The organism is Phytoamicus setariae, from assembly GCF_016722925.1.
Classification (GTDB): Bacteria; Pseudomonadota; Alphaproteobacteria; order Rhizobiales; family Rhizobiaceae; genus Rhizobium_E; species Rhizobium_E setariae.
Map to the genome: position 1 here is coordinate 112,975 of NZ_JAEQNC010000009.1, position 21,315 is coordinate 134,289.

19 protein-coding genes and 4 pseudogenes are annotated in these 21,315 nt (G+C 58.9%); 7 read left to right on the forward strand and 16 right to left on the reverse strand.

Annotated features, from left to right (window positions below; translation table 11 throughout):
- Window positions 1-117: 117 nt before the first annotated feature.
- The 5 genes and pseudogenes from JJB09_RS16875 to JJB09_RS16895 form a co-directional block, all read left to right on the forward strand.
- On the forward strand, window positions 118-1,527 hold the full coding sequence (locus JJB09_RS16875) for a UbiA family prenyltransferase (RefSeq protein WP_201660631.1): 1,410 nt from the start codon (window positions 118-120) through the stop codon (window positions 1,525-1,527).
- Window positions 1,524-1,958: a GtrA family protein gene (locus JJB09_RS16880; RefSeq protein WP_201660634.1), complete on the forward strand. Its 435-nt coding sequence runs from the start codon at window positions 1,524-1,526 to the stop codon at window positions 1,956-1,958. Before JJB09_RS16875 ends, JJB09_RS16880 begins: the two co-directional genes overlap by 4 nt.
- Complete coding sequence (locus JJB09_RS16885; protein ID WP_201660637.1) at window positions 1,955-3,283, forward strand: FAD-binding oxidoreductase; 1,329 nt, start codon at window positions 1,955-1,957, stop codon at window positions 3,281-3,283. Before JJB09_RS16880 ends, JJB09_RS16885 begins: the two co-directional genes overlap by 4 nt.
- Entirely contained in the window at window positions 3,280-4,014 is a 735-nt protein-coding gene (locus tag JJB09_RS16890; RefSeq protein ID WP_201660639.1) for an SDR family oxidoreductase, read from the forward strand. The genes JJB09_RS16885 and JJB09_RS16890 overlap by 4 nt, the downstream gene beginning before the upstream one ends.
- A gap of 293 nt (window positions 4,015-4,307) precedes the next feature.
- Window positions 4,308-4,421 (forward strand): annotated as a pseudogene (locus tag JJB09_RS16895) (LLM class flavin-dependent oxidoreductase); the annotation flags it as partial.
- A 68-nt stretch (window positions 4,422-4,489) separates the two neighbouring features.
- On the opposite strand, the pseudogene JJB09_RS27125 reads toward JJB09_RS16895, so the two are convergent.
- The 9 genes and pseudogenes from JJB09_RS27125 to JJB09_RS16930 form a co-directional block, all read right to left on the reverse strand.
- Window positions 4,490-4,828 (reverse strand): annotated as a pseudogene (locus JJB09_RS27125) (TPR end-of-group domain-containing protein); the annotation flags it as partial.
- Between the two features lie 277 nt (window positions 4,829-5,105).
- Complete coding sequence (locus JJB09_RS16900; RefSeq protein WP_201660642.1) at window positions 5,106-6,083, reverse strand: 3'-5' exonuclease; 978 nt, start codon at window positions 6,081-6,083, stop codon at window positions 5,106-5,108.
- A 256-nt stretch (window positions 6,084-6,339) separates the two neighbouring features.
- Window positions 6,340-6,505, reverse strand: a pseudogene (repC, locus tag JJB09_RS27130) (replication initiation protein RepC); the annotation flags it as partial.
- Window positions 6,504-6,587: pseudogene (locus tag JJB09_RS26670) on the reverse strand (IS6 family transposase); the annotation flags it as partial. The pseudogenes repC and JJB09_RS26670, both read right to left, overlap by 2 nt.
- A 132-nt stretch (window positions 6,588-6,719) precedes the next feature.
- On the reverse strand, window positions 6,720-7,496 hold the full coding sequence (locus JJB09_RS16910) for a MetQ/NlpA family ABC transporter substrate-binding protein (RefSeq protein WP_201660645.1): 777 nt from the start codon (window positions 7,494-7,496) through the stop codon (window positions 6,720-6,722).
- 41 nt (window positions 7,497-7,537) lie between these two features.
- On the reverse strand, window positions 7,538-8,206 hold the full coding sequence (locus JJB09_RS16915) for a methionine ABC transporter permease (RefSeq protein ID WP_201660648.1): 669 nt from the start codon (window positions 8,204-8,206) through the stop codon (window positions 7,538-7,540).
- Entirely contained in the window at window positions 8,196-9,290 is a 1,095-nt protein-coding gene (locus JJB09_RS16920; RefSeq protein ID WP_425523735.1) for a methionine ABC transporter ATP-binding protein, read from the reverse strand. The genes JJB09_RS16915 and JJB09_RS16920 overlap by 11 nt, the downstream gene beginning before the upstream one ends.
- Before the next feature lie 248 nt (window positions 9,291-9,538).
- A complete protein-coding gene (locus JJB09_RS16925) occupies window positions 9,539-10,822 on the reverse strand; it encodes a cystathionine gamma-synthase family protein (protein ID WP_201660651.1) in 1,284 nt (427 codons plus the stop codon).
- A gap of 520 nt (window positions 10,823-11,342) precedes the next feature.
- Window positions 11,343-11,588, reverse strand: coding sequence for a hypothetical protein (locus JJB09_RS16930; RefSeq protein WP_201660653.1), 246 nt, complete (start codon window positions 11,586-11,588; stop codon window positions 11,343-11,345).
- Window positions 11,589-11,877: 289 nt separating this feature from the next.
- Between JJB09_RS16930 and JJB09_RS16935 the strand changes: the two genes are divergently transcribed.
- Both JJB09_RS16935 and JJB09_RS16940 read left to right on the forward strand, forming a co-directional pair.
- A complete protein-coding gene (locus tag JJB09_RS16935; protein ID WP_201660655.1) occupies window positions 11,878-12,771 on the forward strand; it encodes a hypothetical protein in 894 nt (297 codons plus the stop codon).
- Window positions 12,772-12,867: 96 nt separating this feature from the next.
- Window positions 12,868-13,407: a HutD/Ves family protein gene (locus JJB09_RS16940; RefSeq protein ID WP_201660657.1), complete on the forward strand. Its 540-nt coding sequence runs from the start codon at window positions 12,868-12,870 to the stop codon at window positions 13,405-13,407.
- A 46-nt stretch (window positions 13,408-13,453) separates the two neighbouring features.
- Here JJB09_RS16940 and JJB09_RS16945 read toward each other — a convergent pair whose 3' ends face one another.
- The 7 genes from JJB09_RS16945 to JJB09_RS16975 all read right to left on the reverse strand — a co-directional run bounded on the left by JJB09_RS16945 (window position 13,454) and on the right by JJB09_RS16975 (window position 21,256).
- The gene (locus JJB09_RS16945; RefSeq protein WP_201660659.1) at window positions 13,454-14,611 is read right to left on the reverse strand and encodes a LysR substrate-binding domain-containing protein; all 1,158 of its coding nucleotides are present in this window, start codon (window positions 14,609-14,611) and stop codon (window positions 13,454-13,456) included.
- Window positions 14,612-14,726: 115 nt separating this feature from the next.
- Window positions 14,727-15,698, reverse strand: a complete 972-nt coding sequence (locus JJB09_RS16950; RefSeq protein ID WP_201660661.1) for a LysR family transcriptional regulator — start codon at window positions 15,696-15,698, stop codon at window positions 14,727-14,729.
- A gap of 297 nt (window positions 15,699-15,995) precedes the next feature.
- Entirely contained in the window at window positions 15,996-17,156 is a 1,161-nt protein-coding gene (argE, locus tag JJB09_RS16955) for an acetylornithine deacetylase (protein ID WP_343229043.1), read from the reverse strand.
- A gap of 77 nt (window positions 17,157-17,233) precedes the next feature.
- A complete protein-coding gene (locus tag JJB09_RS16960) occupies window positions 17,234-17,911 on the reverse strand; it encodes a DUF1028 domain-containing protein (RefSeq protein WP_201660664.1) in 678 nt (225 codons plus the stop codon).
- A gap of 11 nt (window positions 17,912-17,922) precedes the next feature.
- Window positions 17,923-18,342: a RidA family protein gene (locus JJB09_RS16965; protein ID WP_201660666.1), complete on the reverse strand. Its 420-nt coding sequence runs from the start codon at window positions 18,340-18,342 to the stop codon at window positions 17,923-17,925.
- Window positions 18,343-18,428: 86 nt separating this feature from the next.
- The gene (locus JJB09_RS16970) at window positions 18,429-19,961 is read right to left on the reverse strand and encodes a 4-hydroxyphenylacetate 3-hydroxylase family protein (RefSeq protein WP_201660669.1); all 1,533 of its coding nucleotides are present in this window, start codon (window positions 19,959-19,961) and stop codon (window positions 18,429-18,431) included.
- A gap of 161 nt (window positions 19,962-20,122) precedes the next feature.
- Window positions 20,123-21,256, reverse strand: a complete 1,134-nt coding sequence (locus JJB09_RS16975; RefSeq protein ID WP_201660672.1) for a branched-chain amino acid ABC transporter substrate-binding protein — start codon at window positions 21,254-21,256, stop codon at window positions 20,123-20,125.
- Window positions 21,257-21,315 lie beyond the last annotated feature (59 nt).

Consider the following 21,315-nt stretch of genomic DNA (forward strand, 5'->3'; position numbering starts at 1 on the left):
GCGCTTCGTGGTTCGACCCTAAGCCGGGAAAAGCCAGCGACTATGCTCGATGGGGCGATGGAGGCAGAGGCGTCAATCCGCCATTTCCGGAGTCCAAGTAGCAAAATAGGTGAGGTCATGGTCGTCGATCTCGACGGTACGCTCACTCGAACTGATCTACTGTTTGAAACGTTCTGGTCCGCCCTTTCCAAGCAGCAACTGAGTGTTGTTCCGATAGCTGCCCGCAGCCTGATTGAAGGGCGTGCAGCCCTCAAGCGGAATTTGGCCAAACTTGGACCGATCGACGTCACGCATCTGCCATACAACGACGCTGTGGTAGATCATGTCCGCCAGTGGCGCGACTCCGGAGGGAGGACGGCCCTCGTCACAGCGTCGGATCAAACATTGGCTGACGCGGTCGCGGCGCATCTGGGCTTATTTGACGAAGTACACGGCTCGAACGGATCGCGAAACCTCAAGGGACCTGAAAAGGCCGCCTTCCTCGCAGAACGTTATGGGGAATTTCGCTTCACTTACATTGGCGATGCGGAGGACGACATCGACGTCTGGCGCATCGCCAAAGCGGCGGTGACGGTCGACTTGCCACCGGGTCGACGGGTCCGGGTCGACGCGCTGGTGAAGGATGCCGAGCACCTCACTACCCGCGCTAGCCGGGGTGCAGCGCTCCTGAAGGCGCTGAGGCCACACCAGTGGATGAAAAACGTGCTGATATTTCTGCCGATGGCGGCTGCACACCAGTTCGATGCAATCACCCTCGGGCGCACGATACTGGCCTTCGTCGCTTTCAGTGTGATCGCGTCATCCGTATACCTCCTGAACGACCTGGTCGATTTAGGCCCCGACAGGCTACACCCGCGCAAACGGCACCGCCCATTTGCGAGCGGGGCGCTGCCGCTCGCCACGGGAACCGTACTCGCCCCAGGACTGATGGCCGTGGGGATGATTATTTCGCTTCTGCTGGGACCGCTCTTTTTTGGGGTGATGGTCTGCTACTATGCCGTCACGACCGCCTATTCATTCAAGCTCAAGCGCCTCCTGATCGTCGACATTTGTGCACTGGCGTGCCTTTATACGCTGCGCATCGTCGCCGGCGGTGTGGCTCCGTCGATTACTTTGTCAATGTGGCTCCTGGCATTCTCGATGTTCTTCTTCTTCTCACTCGCAGCGATGAAGCGGCAGGCCGAACTGATCTCGGGCGTGGCCGCCGGCGAACTTACAGCACATGGCCGGCGCTACGAGGTGGGTGACATGCCTTTGATGGCGAGCATGGCGGTTTCGTCTGGCTATGTGGCTATTCTGGTGCTTGCGCTTTATCTCCAATCCGACTCGGTTCATGTGCTTTACGCCAACCCGCTGCCGCTGTGGGGTATCTGCCTGGTTCTGTTCTATTGGATCAGCCGAATGGTGATGATCACCCATCGGGGCTTGATGCATGACGACCCTGTGGTGTTCGCGGCACGTGATAGGATATCGCATGCTTGTGGCGCGTTGGTCTTTGCACTGGCTTTGGCGGGGACGATTTTATGACGCCAGAGGTACGGATGTTGCGTTACGCTGCTTTCGCGGCGGCCTCGATAATCGCCAACTTGACTACGCAAAGGATCATGCTTGCGATCGATGACAGTGCGCTCGGATTCGTCACGGCGGTCGGACTGGGAACCTTGGTCGGGCTAGTGCTGAAATACATTCTGGACAAGCGGTGGATCTTCTTCGACGGTGCGTCCGGTTTAGTATCTCACGGTCGGAAGTTCACGCTCTACACGGCCACGGGCATCGTGACGACGGCTATCTTCTGGGGTACCGAAACAGCCTTCTGGTTAATCTGGAGAACGACCCTGGCACGCGAAGCCGGCGCCATTTTCGGACTCGTCGTGGGCTACTTTATTAAATACAATCTGGACCGGCAATTTGTCTTCACCGATCGCATTTCCTCTGGTGAGAAAGCCGGTCCTACATGAAGGTCGAACTCGCAGGTTGGGGAGGTTATCCGCGGCGAGATTGTCGCGTTGAGACACCGCGGGACGAGGATACGCTTCGGGGGCTTGTCGGAGCAGGCGGTGTTGTAGCTCGCGGCAGTGGGCGCGCATATGGGGACAGCGCAATAGGCACCGTGACTACCATCGATATGCGCCGCATGAACCGGATGCTGTCGTTCGATGAGTCGTCAGGTCGCCTCGTAGCCGAGGCCGGCGTGATCCTTGGTGACGTTATCAAGGCGTTTCTGCCTCGGGGCTGGTTCCCCTATGTGACGCCAGGGACAAAGTTCGTCACCATCGGGGGAGCTATCGCCGCCGACGTGCATGGCAAGAACCATCACAAGGAAGGCTCGTTCGGCACCTTCGTTGATTGGATCGACATTATGGGCGCGGACGGCAGTGTGACTCGCGCCAGCCGCATCGAGCATGCCAATCTCTTCGAGTTTACACTGGGCGGGATGGGGCTTACCGGCCTCATCCTAAGAGCGGCGATCCGTCTCAAGCCGGTCGAGAGTGCCTGGATCCATGAGAAAGCCGTCCTGGCACCGAACCTCTTCGAGGCATTGGCGGCATTCGAGGCAGCGGATGATAGTACCTATTCGGTCGCATGGATCGACTGCCTGGCGCGCGGAGATGCGGTTGGCCGATCGATCATCACAACTGGCGAACACGCGGCAGCTGGCCTGCTGCCGCCGGACCGACGTGAACGACCGCTGCAGTCGCCCGAGCGCGTGAAGTGGCGAATGAGGTTCGATGCTCCGGCGGCTGCACTCAATAGCTACACGGTCCGTGCATTTAACGCGGCATATTGGCTTAGGGGGCGTTTTGCTCGGGGCGAGCGTCTTGTCGATTGGGATAGTTTCTTCTACCCGCTCGACGCAGTTCTGGGATGGAACCGGATCTACGGCAGGCGGGGTTTTGTGCAGTTCCAGTGCGTTCTTCCGCTTGAGGCGTCCGCGTCGGGCCTCACGGCACTGCTGAACGCGACGGCGACGGCGGGCCAAGGCTCGTTCCTGGCAGTTCTGAAACGACTTGGGGAGCAGAAAAGTCCATTTTCATTCCCGATGGCAGGTTACACCCTGGCGCTCGATTTTCCCGTCAACCGGGAGACGTTGCACCTTCTGGACAGACTCGACGCGATTACGATCGACCACGGTGGGCGCTTTTATCTCGCCAAGGACGCGCGGCTGGCAGCGGCAACGCTCCGCCGAGCCGATCCGCGTGCAGAGAATTTTCGTGAAATGCGGCGCGCGGCGGGCCTCGACGTGAGTTTCTGTTCGGCGCAAGCGGAGAGGTTGAAAATTTGAGCGGGCAGGTTCTGGTACTCGGCGGACGCTCAGACATTGGCCTCGCAATTGCGCACCGTTTCGCCGAGGCCGGCCACGCGGTGACACTTGCGGCGCGGAACGCCACTACACTCGAGGAGACGCGGATCGACATCGAGCTCCGCCACCGCATCGTGGCACAGTTGGCGGAATTTGATATCTTGGACACACCGGCAATGGCAGGCTTCGTAGCTAGCCTGGCCCCTGCGCCAGAGATTGTCATTTGTGTAGTTGGCACGATGGGAGACCAGGAAGAAAGCCAGAGATTGCCAGAGGCTGCCGCGCTTGTCATGCGGTCGAACTATGAAGGGCCCGCGCTGATCTTGGGCTTGTTCGCTCAGGAAATGGAGAAAAAAGGTCGGGGTACGCTCGTCGGGGTATCGTCGGTAGCAGGCGATCGTGGACGGGCCAGCAACTACGTCTATGGCTCGGCCAAGGCAGGATTTACAGCGTTCCTATCGGGTCTGCGCAACCGGCTTTCGCAGGCCGGTGTGCACGTCATTACGATCAAGCCAGGATTCGTCGCCACACGAATGACCGAGGGAATGAACCTGCCAACCGCACTGACGGCGCAACCTCAGGAGGTTGCCGAGGCAATCTATCGTGCCGTAGAGAAGCGAAAAAACGTGGTCCACGTCAAATGGGTCTGGGAGCCGATAATGCTGATCATTCGTGCTCTTCCCGAGTTCATTTTCAAAAGGACGTCGCTCTAAAAAATCATATCAGACCCGGAACCTCGTCGCTTTCGAGGCGCAAAGAACTGATGGTGCGATGCTGGTCACACCACAGGCTTCGAACGGCGGTGGTGCATGGATCGAACCGATTGCGGAATACGATCTCTCAAGATCTGTCCATGAAGCAGTTGCCTTGCCGCGCACGGATTGGCGCCTTCTTTTCAACGCGACCGTACCGCTTTCAGCAGGGCCCGTTCACGATGATCCCGCCCACAAGCTTGACCTGGCCTTCTTTCGCCGGCGCGAATAACAATTGATCAAACAGTTGGCGGGCCGAAGCCGATACGCTGCTGCTGACCGTCCCCAACCAGCTCGGTGTCGACTATAACGCCCATGTGATCGAGGCGATCCTGAAACAGGTCGCGCCGGCGCTGGGCTGGCGGTAGGCGTTAGGCGGGTCGCCAGGTGACGCCTCGTTCTGGAAGCGCGCCCTGATTGTGTGGATGATTTCAGCGAACCGCGGCAGGCCACGCAAGCTGTCCAGGTCGTTGTCGTTTTCCATCCATACCAGCAATTCAAGGCTCATCTTTGGCGCAATGCGCTCGAGTGTCTCCAGCGCAGCAGCGGCATCCCCGCTGACCGCCCAGGCACAAGCAAGGTTTGATTGCAGCTGAATATTGTCGGGCTCCAGCAGGCTGGCACGCGACGCCCATTCGCGCGCCCGCTCATGATCGCCAAGGAGCGCAAGGATGCCGGCCCCATGTCCGATCGCGCCGCTATGATCGGGTTCCGGAGTCCGAAACAAGCAAGCTGGCCGACAAGCCAGTTCCCTGGCGCAGGCATGCCGGGTCATGATCTGGCAAATACAAAAAAAGCCCGGTGCGGGAGGAGGTGCACCGAGCTTCTTGATATTGACCAACGGCTGGGAGGAGGAGTGCCGGTGGTCGCTGGAGCCAATCGGGAGGAGGTGATCGGCTTCATGACCTAGATATAATGCTGCATCGCACCAACGACAAGAGTGCGATTGTGCATAGCACCTATGAGCAGGACCGATAGATCGGGGGGTGACGGCCCTGCCAATGTGGATCAGGTCGATGTCACCATCCCTGCCCCACCTGGCAAGCGAGAGACTATTTCCGCGTACGGAAGCGGTCGAAGGCCGTCAGGTGAACGACCGGCGGATCTGCATCCTGCCACCGGTAGATCTCCGAACGGAGATAAAGCAGCTCGTCATCGAGCGCATCCTCGGGAAGTTCGATCCACCAGGATTTGGGACGCCCTTCGCTGCCGTCTGACCAGCGGTAGCCGCGCGCCTTGAGCTGATCTTTCATGTCAAACGGGCTCTGCTCGGCGTAGATCCGGACGCGTGATTGCTGGCTGGCGGCATAGAGTTCCGCAAACGCCGATCGCCCGGGCTTTTGGCCTCCGCCCGACAACACTTCCAGAAGCGCAAAACAGTCGTCGACCGCGCGATGCCCGTCATGAAAATACCCCGACTGGCCGATGAGATAGCCGAGCTTGGTGCCTTCGTAGCCGCGCGCGCGCCAATCGATCTCGGCGACCGAACATGCCCAGGCCTTGTTGACAAACATCGGCGAAAAGGCTTCGCAAAAGGGCCGATCAAAAGCGGCGTTGTGGGCGATGAGCAGGTCGGCCGGTGCGATGAGCCGTTCGAGCGCCTGAATGTCGATCGATTTGCCGGCAACCATCTCGTCAGTAATTCCGGTCAGACGGGTAATCTCCGCCGGGATTTTGCCAGACGGCTGCCGCATGCCGCCAAACAGCCCACTGACATCGCCGATCCCGCCGTCTGCGTTGAAGGTGAAGGCAAGAACGCCAATCTCGATGATTTCATCGGTGCGGGCATTGAGGCCAGTCGTTTCCGTGTCGAGAATGACCCCACGCAAAGGGAAACCTGGTCGAGGTGTGGGAGCGACTGCCCGGGGCTGAAGTTTTGTGAGAATGCGATAGCGGCCCGTCGCCTCAAGCGACCTCTGCATGTCCTGTTCGGTCATCGCGGAATTTTGAGGCCTGGACTGACCTTTGGCGCGCGTTGTGACCCGGGAGTGCACGCTGTCATGCGAAAACATATCGAGTTGGGAAGGCATGCGAATCCGATCATTCCTGTTCGAATGAGAGCCTATCGCCTACGAACCCACCTGAAAAGCACCTGCAGTCGCTTCCAGAAGGCCGGGCAAGCGCTGCAAACAACTTTTCAGAGGAGGAAGGCACGCCGACGGAAACCCTTGAAATCGAGACAACGGGCTCAGCAAGTCGTTGCCATCCCCACTAGCTGGCAATAGAGGAGCAAGATGCCTTCAGGCCCACGCGGACATTCGCACCCATTGAACTGTTGCTGCCATACTACCCGGCTTTCCGCACGTTGCCGCCATTTGCCTTGAGCAAAGCCATCAGCATCGGTCCAAGCCCGAATTCTCCTTTCCTCGCCCGGTCCGTCAGGGTTCGGAGATAGCCGCCGGCCGAATTGAATGTGCCCTGCCCTTTCCAGAATGAAGGCCATGACCGTCGCCTTGCTGGAGATGCTTGGTGACATAGTGGACCAAATCTGGATGCAGGAGCCCTTCATCAACCGCCGTTTTAATCGTCGAGGGAGGCTTGCTGCCGGACCGGGCTGTCGCAAGCCCGCAGCGACGATGTCCGATCCAAAGCGACGCCCGGCGGGCGCTGGGCCGGCCGGGCGTCAGAGTTCGAGCATCTTGCGGACGTGGGTCCGCGCCCGGCTGTTACCAGGACGGGATCAGCGCGCCCTTGAACTCTTCGTTGATGAACGTCTTGATGCTCTCGTCGTGATAGGAGTCGACCAGCGTCTTGACCCACGGCGCATCCTTGTCGGCGCGGCGCACGACGATCACGTTCGCATAGGGCGACTCCCGGTTTTCGATGGCGATAGCGTCGGAGTTCGGATGCAGTCCGGCTTCCAGAGCGTAGTTTGTGTTGATGACCGCTGCATCGACATCGTCGAGCGAGCGCGGAAGCTGGGCGGCGTCGAGTTCGGAGAACTGGATGTTCTTCGGATTTTCCGTGACGTCGGCCGGAGTGACCTTCAGACCCGCTTCCGGCTTGACCTTGATGAGGCCTTCCTTGGCGAGAATGAGAAGCGCGCGGCCACCGTTCGTCGGGTCGTTCGGAATGGCGACAGTCGCTCCGTCGGCGAGTTCGCCGAGGCTTTTCACCTTCTTCGAATAGACGCCCATCGGCGTGGTGATGGTCTTGCCGACGCTTACGAGATCGAAACCGCGATCGCCGATCTGGCTGTCGAGATAGGGCTGGTGCTGAAACGAATTGGCATTGAGGTCGCCGTCGGCGAGTGCCTGGTTCGGCACGACATAGTCGGAGAATTCGAGGATCTCGATGTTAAGGCCCTTCTTGGCCGCGACTTCCTTGACCTTTTCCATGATCTGCGCGTGCTCTCCGGGCGTGACGCCGACCTTGATGTCTTCGGCAAACGCCGGAACGCTGAGAAGTGCGGCAAATGCTGCCGTGGCGAGGAACTTCATCATCTGTCTTTCCTTTATGTTATGCGACTTGGGAGGAGTTTTAATCAGCTTTTGCGGTTTCGCTTGTCGAAGCGGCGGGCCAGCGCATCGCCGGCGCTCTGGACGAGTTGTACGAGGACGATCAGCACGATAACCACGGCCAGCATCACCTCCGGCATGAAACGCTGGTAGCCGTAGCGGATACCGAGGTCGCCGAGGCCGCCGCCGCCAACAGCGCCGACCATGGCCGAATAGCCGATTAGGCTAACAATGGTCATGGTGAAGGCCAGGAGGATGGCCGGCCGCGCCTCGGCCAGGAGCACCTTGAAGACGATCTGCATTGGCGTTGCGCCCATGGCGCGGGCCGCCTCTATGAGCCCCTTGTCGATCTCCCGGATGGCCGCCTCCACGAGGCGGGCGAAGAAGGGGATGGTGGCGATCGTCAACGGCACGATTGCCGCGGTGGTGCCGATCGAGGTGCCGGTCAAAAGCCGTGTGAAGGGGATGATCGCCACGACCAGGATGATGAACGGCGTCGAACGGGCTGCATTGACGACGAGCCCGATCGCATGGTTCAGCGCCGGCGCCGGAAAAAGCTCGTTCTTGCCGCTGGTGGCGAGGAAAACCCCGATCGGCAGGCCGATCAGCGATCCGAAGAGGCCGGATACGGCGACCATGTGCAACGTCTGTAAGAGCGACTTCCAGAGAAGGTCGAAAAGCATCTCAGGCGACATAGCCGAGCACCTCGTTGGACAGGCCGGTTGCGGCATAAAAGCGGTTGGCCCGCTCGATAACCTCGGGGGCGGCCGGATAGGAGACGACAAGCGTGCCGAAGGGCTCGCCGGCGATCTCTTCGATGGCGCCGGCAAGGATATTGACGTCGCCGCCGATTTCGCTGACCAGCCGCGCGGTCAGTGGCTGGAAGGCCGTCGCGCCGAAAAAGGTGAGCCGCACAAGAATTCGGTCGCCCACGGAGTGTTCTGCCTTCAGGCGGGAGTGCAGCCATTCCGGCAGGGTCGTACCCAGTGTGGACGCCAGAAGGATCCGCGTCGTCTCGTGCTTCGGCGCGGTAAAGACGTCGAAGGTGGGACCCTGCTCGACTATGCGCCCCTTGTCAATGACTGCGACATGAGAGGCAATGGTCTTGACCACCTCCATCTCGTGGGTAATCAGCAGAACCGTCAGGCCGAGTTCGGCATTGATCTGCCTCAACAGCGCCAGGATCGACTGGGTCGTTTCCGGGTCGAGCGCAGAGGTCGCTTCGTCGGACAATAGCAGTTTCGGCGACGTCGCCAGCGCCCGGGCGATGCCGACGCGCTGCTTCTGCCCACCCGAAAGTTCGGACGGATAGCGCGTCGACTTGTCACCGAGGCCGACGAGTTCCAGGAGCGGCCCGACCTTCTGCTTGATCGCAACATTGTCCAGACCGGCAATTTCCAGCGGCAGGGCGACATTGTCGAAGGCGGTGCGCGAGGACAGCAGGTTGAAATGCTGGAAGATCATTCCCACCTCGCGCCGCAACCCGCGCAGACCGGCGTCGTTCAGTTGTCCGACCTCGGTGCCATCCACCACCACCCGTCCCGAACTCGCCTTTTCGAGGCCGTTGACAAGCCGGATCAGCGTGGATTTTCCAGCGCCGGAGCGGCCGATGATACCGGTGATCGCGCCGCGGCTTACGGTCATGTCAATGCCGTCAAGCGCTGTGAAGGACTTTGCATCGTCGCCGTAACGCTTGGTCACGCCTTCGAAGGTAATCATGGGGGCGGCCAACTCTCGCTCTTGCGAGACGGTATCGGCCGCGACAGTTGGGAATATCATTTTCAGCTCACGGTTTCTGTCAGGGCATCCCGGCGAAATAGCATCGCCCCAGCGTCATGCAAAGACGCGATACATTCGCAGACAGGTTATTATCCGTAGCATTCGATCGGCCTTGTTCTACACAGTCTGGGTTCCAGACGAATGCACCATTGCCCTGACAGGACAGATTTTGCCAGAAATGGATTTCCCGGAATCGGCCATTCCGGGAAATATCCATTCCACAACAGCAGCCGCCAGGCAGGTCGCGCTCACGCGTGGTCGAGCGCCTGCGCCAGATCGGCAATCAGGTCGTCGGGATGTTCGATGCCGATCGAGAGCCGGATTGTCGATTCCATAACCCCGATACGATGCCGAACGTCGGCTGGCACACCCGAATGGGTCATCGTGGCGGGATGCGAAGCAAGCGATTCCGTTCCACCCAGGCTGACGGCGAGCTTGACTATCTTGAGCGCGTTCAGAAACTTGAATGAGGCCGGCTGACCGCCCTTAATATCGAACGAGAAGGTCGAACCAGCGCCGCTGCACTGGACGGCGAATGTCCGGCCAACGTCGGAGTCCGGGTCGTGGAACGGCAGGTAGTGGATCGTGTCGACTTTAGGGTGTTCGCGCAGAAAATCCGCAACGGCGCTTGCGTTGCTGTTGGCGCGCTCCATGCGGAGCTGCAGTGTTTCGAGTGATCGACCAAGCATCCAGCAGGAATGCGGATCGAGCTGGGTGCCGATCGCACCTCTCAAGGCTTTCACCTGCTTCATGATCGCCTTGCTGCCAAGTGCCGCTCCGGCAATCAAGTCCGAGTGTCCGCCGACATATTTGGTCAGCGAGTAAAGCGAGATGTCCGCTCCAAATTCGATCGGTCGTTGGAAGACCGGACCCAGCAAGGTATTGTCGCAGGCCACCACGGGCGTGTGGCCTTGCTTCTCGCCGATCGCGTCCGCAACCCGTCGGATCATCGCCACATCGACCAGACTGTTGGTCGGGTTTGCAGGAGTTTCCACCAGAACAACTGAAACGCGGCCCTTTGCCATGGCAGCCTCAGCAGCGGCCCTGACCGACTCTTCCCTGACCCCATCCGCAAAACCCACCGCGGAAACGCCCAGATTGAGGAACGTCCGCGCAAGCAGCGTTTCGGTTCCACCGTAAAGCGGTTGCGAATGCAGCACCGTATCGCCGGGGCGCACAAACGCGAGAAGCATCGTCGCGATCGCCGACATGCCGGACGAGAACAGAGCACAGCTTTCTGTCCGCTCGTAGACCGCCAGGCGGTCCTCGACGATCTCGCTGTTTGGATGGTTGAAGCGCGAGTAGACAAGCCCGGCTCCCTTGCCCGCCGGCGGTTCCTTTCGGCCCGAAACGTAGTCGAAGAAGTCGCGGCCGTCCTCCGCCGAGCCGAACACGAAGGTCGACGTGAGAAAGACCGGCGGCTTGACCGCCCCTTCGGAGAGTTCGGGATCATATCCGTAGTTCAGCATCTGGGTTTCAGGATGCAGGGCGTGATTGCCGATATGTGTTCTGGACGGGTGCGGGGCAGTCATGTGGCATCTCCTCAATCGGAATTCACAAGCGTACTCCGCAAATATATCAGACGTGACGACCCGTGTTTGCAATTTCACGCGTCATGAAGGTCAGGATCTTCTCCTTTAGATAGGGTCGACCGCTTGTCCCGATATTTCACATCGCCTAGGCACTCTTTCGCAGCCCAGCCATATTGAGTATTCATCTGCCGCTAAAGCGGCGGTCGAAAGAAGTTGTGAAGGAGTTAATCCATCACACTGCGTTAGATGTGAATCCGAGCCAGTATTTCGAGCCGAAATACGCCGATTTCAGTCTAACGACGATTCACGACGGTCGCCATTTGGAAATGAGCCATTGAAAAGCGTGCGAAATCCCTTGGGAAAGTTGCAACATCGAACGCATATCGCTTTGCGCTGCCAGCTCTTCTGACCGTTTGATTGCCGCCCTTACCGCCTCCCGGTCCCCCCGCGCGGCAGCGGCAGCGGCATTCAAAATCGGTTCATCACATCTTCTTGTACCGAGCATGCTTGATCCCCAATGTTAGATGACAATTGACACGAGATGAAACTCCAGAAAGTCATCCGGAGACCTGTCGTAGTCCTGGCGACGTTGCGCGTCGGAGAGTACGAAGTAAGCGTAGTCGACGTCTGCGGTCATCTGGAGGGACTCGATTGCCCGGCCGAGCAGGCCAGCGTGGCCAGACGCCGAACGCCTTGACCAATAGGCATTTTCAATCTCGGCTGCGGCGCAATCAGCAGACACGTCGAGGACTTCATAAAGGGTCATGAGACCACCTCTAGATAATTAGAGGCGAGGATAAGCGCGCTTCCACGAAAGGGAACGACGATTTCCTGATCCTAGGGTTCAGAATTTCGGATCTTGATGTCGCAGGAAGATTTGCCCGTCGGGATTCGCCAGCGAGAACGAAGGCTTTTTGCGTCAGCCAGCGAACAAGCGGGCTGTGACCCGCATATGGAGGTGACAAGGATTTCCCTATGCAAAGCCACGAAACATCGGATTTTCTCTCATTGATGCCGCACTCTAGTGTGGGCCATCTCAATCGGAGCGATCTTAGATGGCCTCAACGTCACACGCCTATCCGCTGTTCGGCGGGACGACCGATTTGCCCGACGTGGTCACGGATGACCTCGCTTCGGATCATCCGCTCAGAAACGCTGTCCTCGCTCTCGGCAATTTCGACGGATTTCATCTGGGCCATCAGGCTCTGGCTGGAATGGCGCATCGACTTGCCGCCGGGCGTCCGGTGGCGGTGATGTCGTGCGAACCCCATCCGCGCAGCTTTTTTTGTAAAGAAAATGCTCCGTTTCGACTTGCAACGCCTGCGACCAAGCGCTGGCAGTTGGGTCAATACGGAGTGGACTTCATCTATTCGCCATTGTTTGATCATGCCTTTGCCGGTCTCAGTCCAATAGAGTTCGTCGACCGGATCCTTGTCGATGCGCTTGGCGTCCGAGGGGTAATTGCCGGCCCGGACTTCCGGTTCGGCAACCGGCGCGCGGGCGACATGAGCCTGTTGTCGGAACTCGGGGCAGCGCGAGGCTTCAGCGTCAGCATCGCACCGGACATCACGCACGCGGGCGTCCGCGTCTCCTCCACACTAATCCGCGCAGCGATTCAGGCAGGTGACCTGCATGGGGCAAGCCGGCTTCTGGGGCACGGCTGGCTCGTTGAAACCCGGCAAACGCCGAACGGCGGCCTCAAGCTTCATCATGATCTCTGCAAGCCTCGGGCGGGGCGCTATGTCGGTTTTGTTGATGGGCCGGATGGGCGGGGCGAGCGCCGCTGCATCGATATTACATCTGCCGGCGAGTTCCTGCCGCTCGGGCCGCAGGCAGTTCGGGCCACACCGACAATGTGGCGGCTGGAAGCACAGGTCGTGCGAAAAAGGCCGGACGTGCGCCAGGTGCCTTTTAGGCCTGCTGATAATGCGCAGAAGCCAATTCGATAGGTTTCATCACCCAGGACAAGGCAGCTATCGCTTTGCCGCCGCTTGAAAGGAATATGCATGACAATAAGCTACTTGCCGTCAACAGGATATGTCACGATGCCCTGGAAGAATGGCACTGGATCCACTGACGAAATCTGCCTGCTCCCCACCAGCGCGTCACGCGAGCAGTTCGACCTGCGCGTAAGTCGAGCAACCATATCCGTCCCAGGCGTTTTCTCATCGTTTCTCGGCGTGGAAAGGACCATTACCCTTATCGAGGGCGCGGGCCTCGCTCTGGAATTTGCTGACCATACCGTGGTGCTTGGACTTGGACAGCCTCATACATTTGACTCGGGCCTGACTCCGGTCGGCGCTCCAACCGCGGGGGCCGTGCGCGTCGTCAATGTCATGGCCGCGCGGGATGTATGGCAGCTCGCTCCGGCAAATGTCCTGACGGAAGAGATGGTCTTGCGGCCGGAACCAGGGGGATTGAATGTTGTCTTTGCGCTCCGTGGTGTCTCCAGTCTGTCGGATTCGGAGCAAACCATCTCTCTCGGCCAGGGCGACAGCGCATTGGTGAACGCTGCTGCCCACCTGACACTGGCCGAAGGAGCTGCAGTTCTCACCGTTCCATTAAGACCCACCACAGCGGTTTGACAGTCTTGCGCCGCGAGGCAGGCACGATGGCCTGCCTCGTTGCTGCTCAGCCTTTGAAGACTTCAAGGCAACATTCAATGAAGCGCCGCGCTGGAGCGGACAGAATTTCATGTTTTCGGTGGGCGATAACGATCGAGGACGGTGCCTGCTGCCTCACCAACGGCCGCACCACCAGCTTCATACCGTCATAAGTCATGTCCGACGCGGGCTTGGTGACGAGAAGGGCATATCCTAGCCCGTGTCCGACCATACCGCGCACCATTTCAAAGGAGATGGTGCGATGGGCAATCAGCGGTTCAACGCCTGCCGCACGCATTACACCGACGAAATAATCCGCGCTAGGAGGCGCGTCGAGCAGCACCATCGGCTCTTCCGCCAATTCCGTCGCCTCGATCTCGGATTGCGCCGCAAGGCGATGGCCGTCAGGTAGCAGTACATATGGCTGCAACTGGTCGAGCGGAATTTTCACAAGATCGTCGTCCAGATCGATGTCGTACAACAAGGCAAGTTCGCTTTCGCCGGCGCGGATGCTTTCGCGCAACCGTCTTTGGTCGCCTTCGACCAACCTGATACCGATACCCTCCATCCGCTGGATGAGCCTCGGCATGATGAAAGGCCCAAAAGTGTGGAAGCAGGCGACAGACAACCGGGTTCCGGCATTCGCTCGGGCTGCGGCCAGCGATCGGGCGCCATCAATCCGCATCGAAGCGCCATATGCTCTGTTTGCGTAGATGAGTGGCGAGCCTGAACGGGAAATGTATAGATCCCGCACTTCGCAAAGGAAGATGTAGTGGGTTCCGACCTTCTCCGAAGAGACCAGTCGACAATCGAACGCAACGAGCGGGTCGTCGATGCGTGGAGCCGCTGACGGCATGGATACCCATTCCGCGCATTCGAACTTGTCGCTGACCTCATCCTTAAACCGGCCGGCAAAAGTGTCGGAGATGTAGGACTGATCGTCCCGGAGCACGTTCACGCAAAGAACGCCGTTCTCCACGATTCTTGCGGCGGCCGGGCTGAGATGATGTACGCAGACAAGCATGGTCGGCCACTCGCTGTCGGCTGACACCGAGGCCATCGCAGAAACTGTAACACCTGCGCGACCTGCTGGCCCGTCGGTGGTAACGATGTTCACCGTGCAGGCAGCATGGCTCATCCCCTCGAGAAACCTGTTGCGAACGGTCTGTTCAATCTTCGCGTCCAAGCCCAGCACTCCGTCTTTCTAACTGGTTGAATGAGACCGCCCGGAGGCGGAAACTACGCATGCATTGTTCCAGCGTAGCGACCAGTGGAAAAGAATGCTTTTCTGGCGTTTTGCCTCAAGAAAAACTTAGGAGGGAGGACTTGTCAGTCTGCTGGAGGGATGGCGGAATCGGTACCATGCCCGGCAGGCTTCCATCGCAGATCAGTTCGCGACAGAATTCCTCCAGCGCCTCCGCCACCCGCGATCGCTTCAGCTCTTTGAGGCTGGCAAGGCCGAGCTTCATGGGAGGATAATCGTCCTCCAACTCGACATAAGCGAGCGGATAACCGTTCTCCGCGCTCATATTACGTGGCCGGACGGTCATCATCGAGAAACCAATCCCGGCACCTACGTAGGATCTGATTGCTGCAGGTAGGCTGGTCTCGGCGACAACTCTCGGCGCTATTCCGGCCCGCTCGAACAACGACAGGAAATATTGCCGGGTCAGCGGAAGATCGAGCAGAATAAACGGCTCTTTCTCCAAATCCGTCAGTTTCAACCTGGGGCGTGTCGCCAAGGGATGGTCCGCGGCGAGCAGAATGTAGGTCGGCAGTTCAGCCAGCGGCACAAAATTCATGTCAGCTGTCAGGCTAATTTCGTAGGTCAGCGCGACGTCGAGCCGCGCATTTCGGAGGCCTTCCAGAAGCTCCGCTTCGCTCCCCTCGGTGATATGCAATTGCACGTCGGGAAAACGCGTAACGAAGCCCTTCCAGAGTTCCGGAACAATCAACGGCGTGAAAGTTCGAAAGGTACCGAGATTGATTGGTCCAGCAACCACTCCCATCGCTGAATTTACGACTTCATAGAGACCTTGGGTGGTGCGCAACGCATCTTTTGCGGCGACGAGCAACCTTTGCCCGGCAGGTGTCAGCGACAAACCTTGTGCATGATGGCGGACAAAGAGTTGAGCACCAAATTCAATCTCGAGATGAGAGATCGCTGCGGAAATCGATGGTTGGGAGATGTTGACCTGTTCGGCGGCACGCGTGACACTTCCGGTCTCTGCTGCAGCAATGAAGTAACTCAACTGTCGAAGTGTAAAGCGCATGCTATCTCCGTATTGGCGGCGACCAGTAGAATGCCCGCACCGAACGGGATTCACCGTGTCTGCCGCTATGGCCAGTCGCGGATAGTCCGTTGTATTCAGGTGAATGTCCACGTCCTCGGGATTGCGAATAACCGTACCCGAAACCAAGGGGCCAAAGCAGGTTCCTGCCAATCGCAGGCAACTATTCGCGCCCGGCGTATAGGTGGATCGATCGACATCGCAATTGGCGCGCTCTGCATCGACAGACGCAAAGTATGCTGGATTTCAGGTGAGCAGCGCTCGTCGTTTCAACGCAAGTCACAACCCGGATGCGAGCTTGTCGACCAGGCGATCAAGCATGGTATCGCAGGCCGCCAGTTGATCGATCTCAATGTATTCGTCGGGCTTGTGTCCCTGTGCCATATCCCCCGGTCCACAGATAGCCGCGGGGATGCCGAGTTGATCATGGAAAAGCCCTGCCTCGGTACCGAAGGCGACCTTGCATGTTGGGCCGTTATCTTCAGTGATATGGCGGAGAAGCCTGACGATGTCAGCCTCTTCGGGGGTCTCCAGACCAGGGTAGGCGTTCACTTCATCGATGATGATCGCCGCCTTGGGGAACCGCGCGCGCAGCGGAGCGACAATCCCTTCGGCTCCGTCGAAGATTCGAGCGAGGATCGCCTGCGGGTTATCGGCGGCTACATTCCGGATTTCGAAATCAATCTCGCAGCGATCGGGGACGATGTTGAGGGCTTGTCCCCCGTGCATGCAACCCGCGTGGATGGTGCTGAATGGAACGTCATAGGCGTTGTCCTTGGCACCATTTTCCGCAAGACGTTGTTGTTCACGACGCAGCACGCTGAGGAAATCCGCACCGAGATGCAGTGCATTCAGCGCTTTCGGGGCAAGGGCAGAATGAGCAGCATGGCCCATACAGCAGGCGCGGAGGGCGAGCTTGCCCTTGTGGCCCGTTGCGATCCGCATCCCGGTGGGCTCTCCGACAATGCAGGCCATCGGGCGTATTGTCCGTGTCGCCAGGTCCCGCAAAAGGTCTCGCACGCCGACACAGCCGATCTCTTCATCATAGGAAAAGGCCAGGTGGAGCGGAACCTGCAGGGATCGGTTAGCCGCCCTTAGCGCCACGGCGATTGCCGAAGCGACGAACCCTTTCATGTCGGCGGTGCCGCGGCCATAGGCTCGGCCATCTGCGATTGAAAGGCGAAACGGATCACGTGTCCAATCCTGTCCTTCGACAGGGACGACATCCGTGTGGCCGGAAAGCACGACGCCGGCACTGTCGCCAGGGCCGATGATGGCAAACAGGTTCGCCCGCGTGCCATCGGGGCTTTCCACAAGCATTGACGGGATACCCACACCGTCGAGCAGGCTTCGAATGAAATCGATCAGCGCCCGGTTGGATGTCCGGCTGACGGTGGGGAAGGCAATCAGCCTCTCTAGGATATCGAGCGTGTTCATCATTTCAGGTCCGGAAATGGCGGGACGCCTTTTGGCGCCCCGTTTGTAGTCATGTCTGGGAGGACATTTCAATCATCGGCCTACATGTCACCCGGCACGCCATAGCTCGGCGCCTCGGACGGGTTCAGGGCGCGCGAGACATAGGCTTCCATTTCGCCCTTCCAGCGTTCCCATAAGATCGCCAGCTGGCCGATTGGATCGTTGTCAGCCCAGTCGACGCGGAGATCCGCGATCGGCCAGGCCTCCTTTCGCACGAGGATCATCCCGACCGAATGGACCGGACCTTCCTCGCCACCGGCTGCTTCGGCGGCACGCATGGCAGTCAGCAACCTGTCCCCCAGGCTTTGGCCCGCGGATTCGGCAAAAGCTTTTACCATCGCCTCCGGAACGCCCGGATTCGCAAGGAGATTGCCGGCGGCTACTACGCCTGCGCCAGTTGCAACGCGATGGGTCCCGAGCGTTTGCGCCCCCGAAAAGGAAGCCGTGCGGCCCTGGGAATCGACCAGTGCCAGTTGACGATATTCCAGGTACGGAGCGTCGCGCTTCAACACCTCGAGTGCATCACCGGCCGACAGGCCCGAGGCCATAAGGTCGAGCCCTTTTGGACCGAGCCGCGGGTCCGTGATGTTCTGTGTCGCGACCGCGCCCACGCCAGCCCTGGCATGGGCGCAGCGAGCGGCCACGCAAGGCGAGGAAGACGAGACGGCAACGCCAAACATGCCGGTCTCAGGGCAGTGTGCGGAAATCGAGAAGGTCATCGTGGCGCCCCTCAAGCCGCGTCGGGAATGACAGCGGTCACTTCAATTTCGACCACCCATTCCGGTCGCGCGAGCGCCGGGACCACGATGCCGGTTGAGCAGGGATGCACACCTTTCATCCATTTTCCCATCTCCTGATAAACCGCTTCACGGTAGCGGATGTCGGTCAGATAGACGACGATCCGGCAAATATGCGCCATCTCGCTGCCGGCCTCTTCGAGCAACATCTTGATGTTTTCCATCGTCTTGGCAGTCTGCTTGCCGGGATCTCCGGCATGCAAGCATTCCCGGGTATCCAGATCCTGGCTGACCTGGCCACGCAGGAAGACCATGGCACCGCGAGCGACCACGCCCTGGCTCAGATCGTTGTCGAGGTTTTGCTCAGGATAGGTCTGCTTGGTGTTGAAGGGACGAAGCCGTTTATGAATCATTTCTGGGTTCCGTTTATTGAGCCGACCAATTCGGCCGATGGGAGGTTATGGATTTGGCGGCAGCCAACGAGGCTGCCCCCTGAGGCTCATTCAGCAGCAACGCGTTTTGCCTGTGTGCTGATGTCGTTCGAGAACCAGCTGGAGATTGCGCTGTCGGCTGCGGAGAAAGTCTGCCCACCCAAAACGCGATCCGACAATCCGGCGGAATTCTTGACGAATGCCAGCGGGCTATCCCAGTTGAAATTGCGATAGACTGCGGCAAGATGTGCGAACGGTGGAGACTGAGCGAAGAGCTGGAAAGTCAGCCGGTGACCGGCATAATCCGAGTTCAAAAGATCGCGAGCAAATGCCAGCAGCTTCCGGCGGTCGTCTGCGACCCATTCATCGTTAATGCTGTAGTACTTGTCGAGCCATGGCTTGGTTTCCGGGTTTTCGAACGAAGCCGCATCCGGCGTTACGCAAATCTGGCCGCCGCAGAGTTCCCGGGCGATGTGCATCATCTCGTGAAGCTGCGAGCAAGCCAGAACGCGACCCGTGTAAAGCAGGGACTGGTTCGGCATCATCAGGCCGGCGGGCGAGCGCTCAGCCAAGGCGATTGCGGCGGTAAGGTGCGCGTTGATGCCTTCACGATAGACAGCAAGCTGGGCAAGCTTTTCCTGCACTGCCTGCTGCTTGTCGAGGCCCGTCTGGCGCGCATTGAACAACGCCGCACCGATCATCATGTCGGCGACCTTGAGGTTGCGCTGGACAAATGCGAACGCCGAATAGCGGTGAAGAGTTGCACGGATAAACGTCGCGGCCTTGGTATGCCGATAGAACAGAACGTTTTCCCACGGGATCAGCACGTCGTCGAAGATCACGATCGTGTCGACCTCGTCAAACCCGTTGGCCAACGGATAGTCCTTTTTAGAAGCTCGGCCGGCGAAGCCTGTCCGGCAAATGAATTTCAGGTTCGGGCTGCCGAGATCGCAAATAAAGCCTACGGCATAATCGCTCAACGCATTGTTGCCCCAGTTGGCGATGGTTGGCTTGGTAAAGGCCTGATTGGCATAGGCAGCAGCGGTTTCATATTTCGCACCACGGACTACGATGCCGGCATCAGTTTCCTTCACAACATGCAACAGCATATCGGGATCTTGATCCTGGGGCGCTTTCGATCGATCGCCCTTCGGGTCGGTATTTGCCGAAACATGGAAGGGATCCTCCCTCAGCACCCGATGGATGTGATGCTTGATGTTCTTCGAGAACTGCGGATCGACCTCGTTGAGAACGTCCTGCCCGTCGAAGAGCGACCACATTTCACCCACGGTCTCGTCGCCGACACGAGTGACCACACCGCCCACCTCGTTGAGCAAATGGTCCGTCGCGCGCCGCTTGGCCCACCAGTCGTCTTGCGTGTATGGAAGGGCGCTGCCAAGTGCGTTGCACTCGCCATCCTGTACGACAGTCATGATGTCGCGGTGTGCTTCCTCATGCTGCATGTCGAAGATGCGAGCTCGGATATCCACGATCGGCTTAAACTGGGGATGGGTGGTGACGTCGCTTACGCGTTCTCCATTTACCCATATGCGCCGGCCATCGCGGATCGAATCCCTATACTGTTGACCTGTCCTGATCATCGGTGATCCTCTTGTTTTTATGAATATTTTGGCTTTCGCCATCGAGCCGCGGGGGCTCCTGTCTGTGTTAACAAGCCGCAGCGCAGACGGAAAATATGGGTTTCTGTGGCTATGCAGCAGTTTTTCCGATGCCGGACGTTTCCGGCATCGGAGGGGCGTGCTTACTGGGAGTGGGTTTCCCACGTGCCGTTGCGCACCTCTTTGATTTCAATCGCGACCGGTATCTGGGTTTGTCCGTTCGTATCGAAAGTCGTCTCGCCGAGCGCACCGTCGTACTTGATCGCGCGAATAGCCTTGGCCAGCGCTTCCTTGTCTTCGATCCCCGTTTCCTTGATTGCGGCCAGGAGGATGTTCGTCGCGTCGAATGCGTACTTGGTGTATGGACTGGTCTCCTCGACAAAAGCGCGCGCCTTATAGTCGGCGTTCATCTTTTCGAGCCGGGGATTTGATTGCGAGGCCGGGTAGCTGACCATGGTGCCATCGGCAGCCGCGCCGGCAAGTGTAATGAATTCAGGATCGTAGAAGCCCGATATGCCAATCATCGGGATTTTTAGCCCGATCTCCACCATCTGCTTGCGCAGGATCCCGGCTTCGGCGATCACGCCTCCGAAATATATGGCGTCCGGAGCGGTCTCCCGCAGCTTGGTGAGGGTCGTGCGGAAATCGACCGTACCAACCGGGAAGAGATCTTTGCCGACGATTTTGCCGCCCGCGTCTGTGAAAAACTTGTCGAAAGCCTCCGTATTGGAGGTCCCGTAATCGCTGGTGTCTGCGATGATTGCTATTTTCTTGGCGCCGAGTTTTGTAGCTGCCCAATCCGCCAATGGCTTGTTCTCAGTGACGAGAGTCGGTGTGACGCGGGTAATCTCCGGCAGGTTCTGTTCGGTGATCTTGGGGCTGATGGCGCCCCAAACGATCATTGGAACCTGGAAGCGGTTGAAGACCGGCATGGTTGCCAGGGCCACCGGGCTGTTCCAATGTCCAATCGCCGCAACGACGCCGGGATCGTTGACGAGCTTCAATGCCGCCGCAACGCCCGTTTGGGGATCTGAGGCGTCATCGAGTGCTGTTGACTCCACCTGGTAGGGATAGCCCGAGGCGTTCGCCTGTTCGATCGCCAAGAGGAAACCGTTTCGAGCTCCGAGACCCTGTTGGGCATTGCCGCCGCTGATAGGGCCAATGAAGCCTAGCTTGATATGAGGCTTTTCCTGAGCTGCCGCCGGCATTGCGGTCATCGTCGCTGACAGCATCAGCCCGGCCAAAATAGTCCGACGGCGCATAATCAGTTCTTTCATTTTGTTCACCCTCTCGTTTCTGTTTTTGGCCGTGACGATCTGGTGGAAGCATTCCGAAA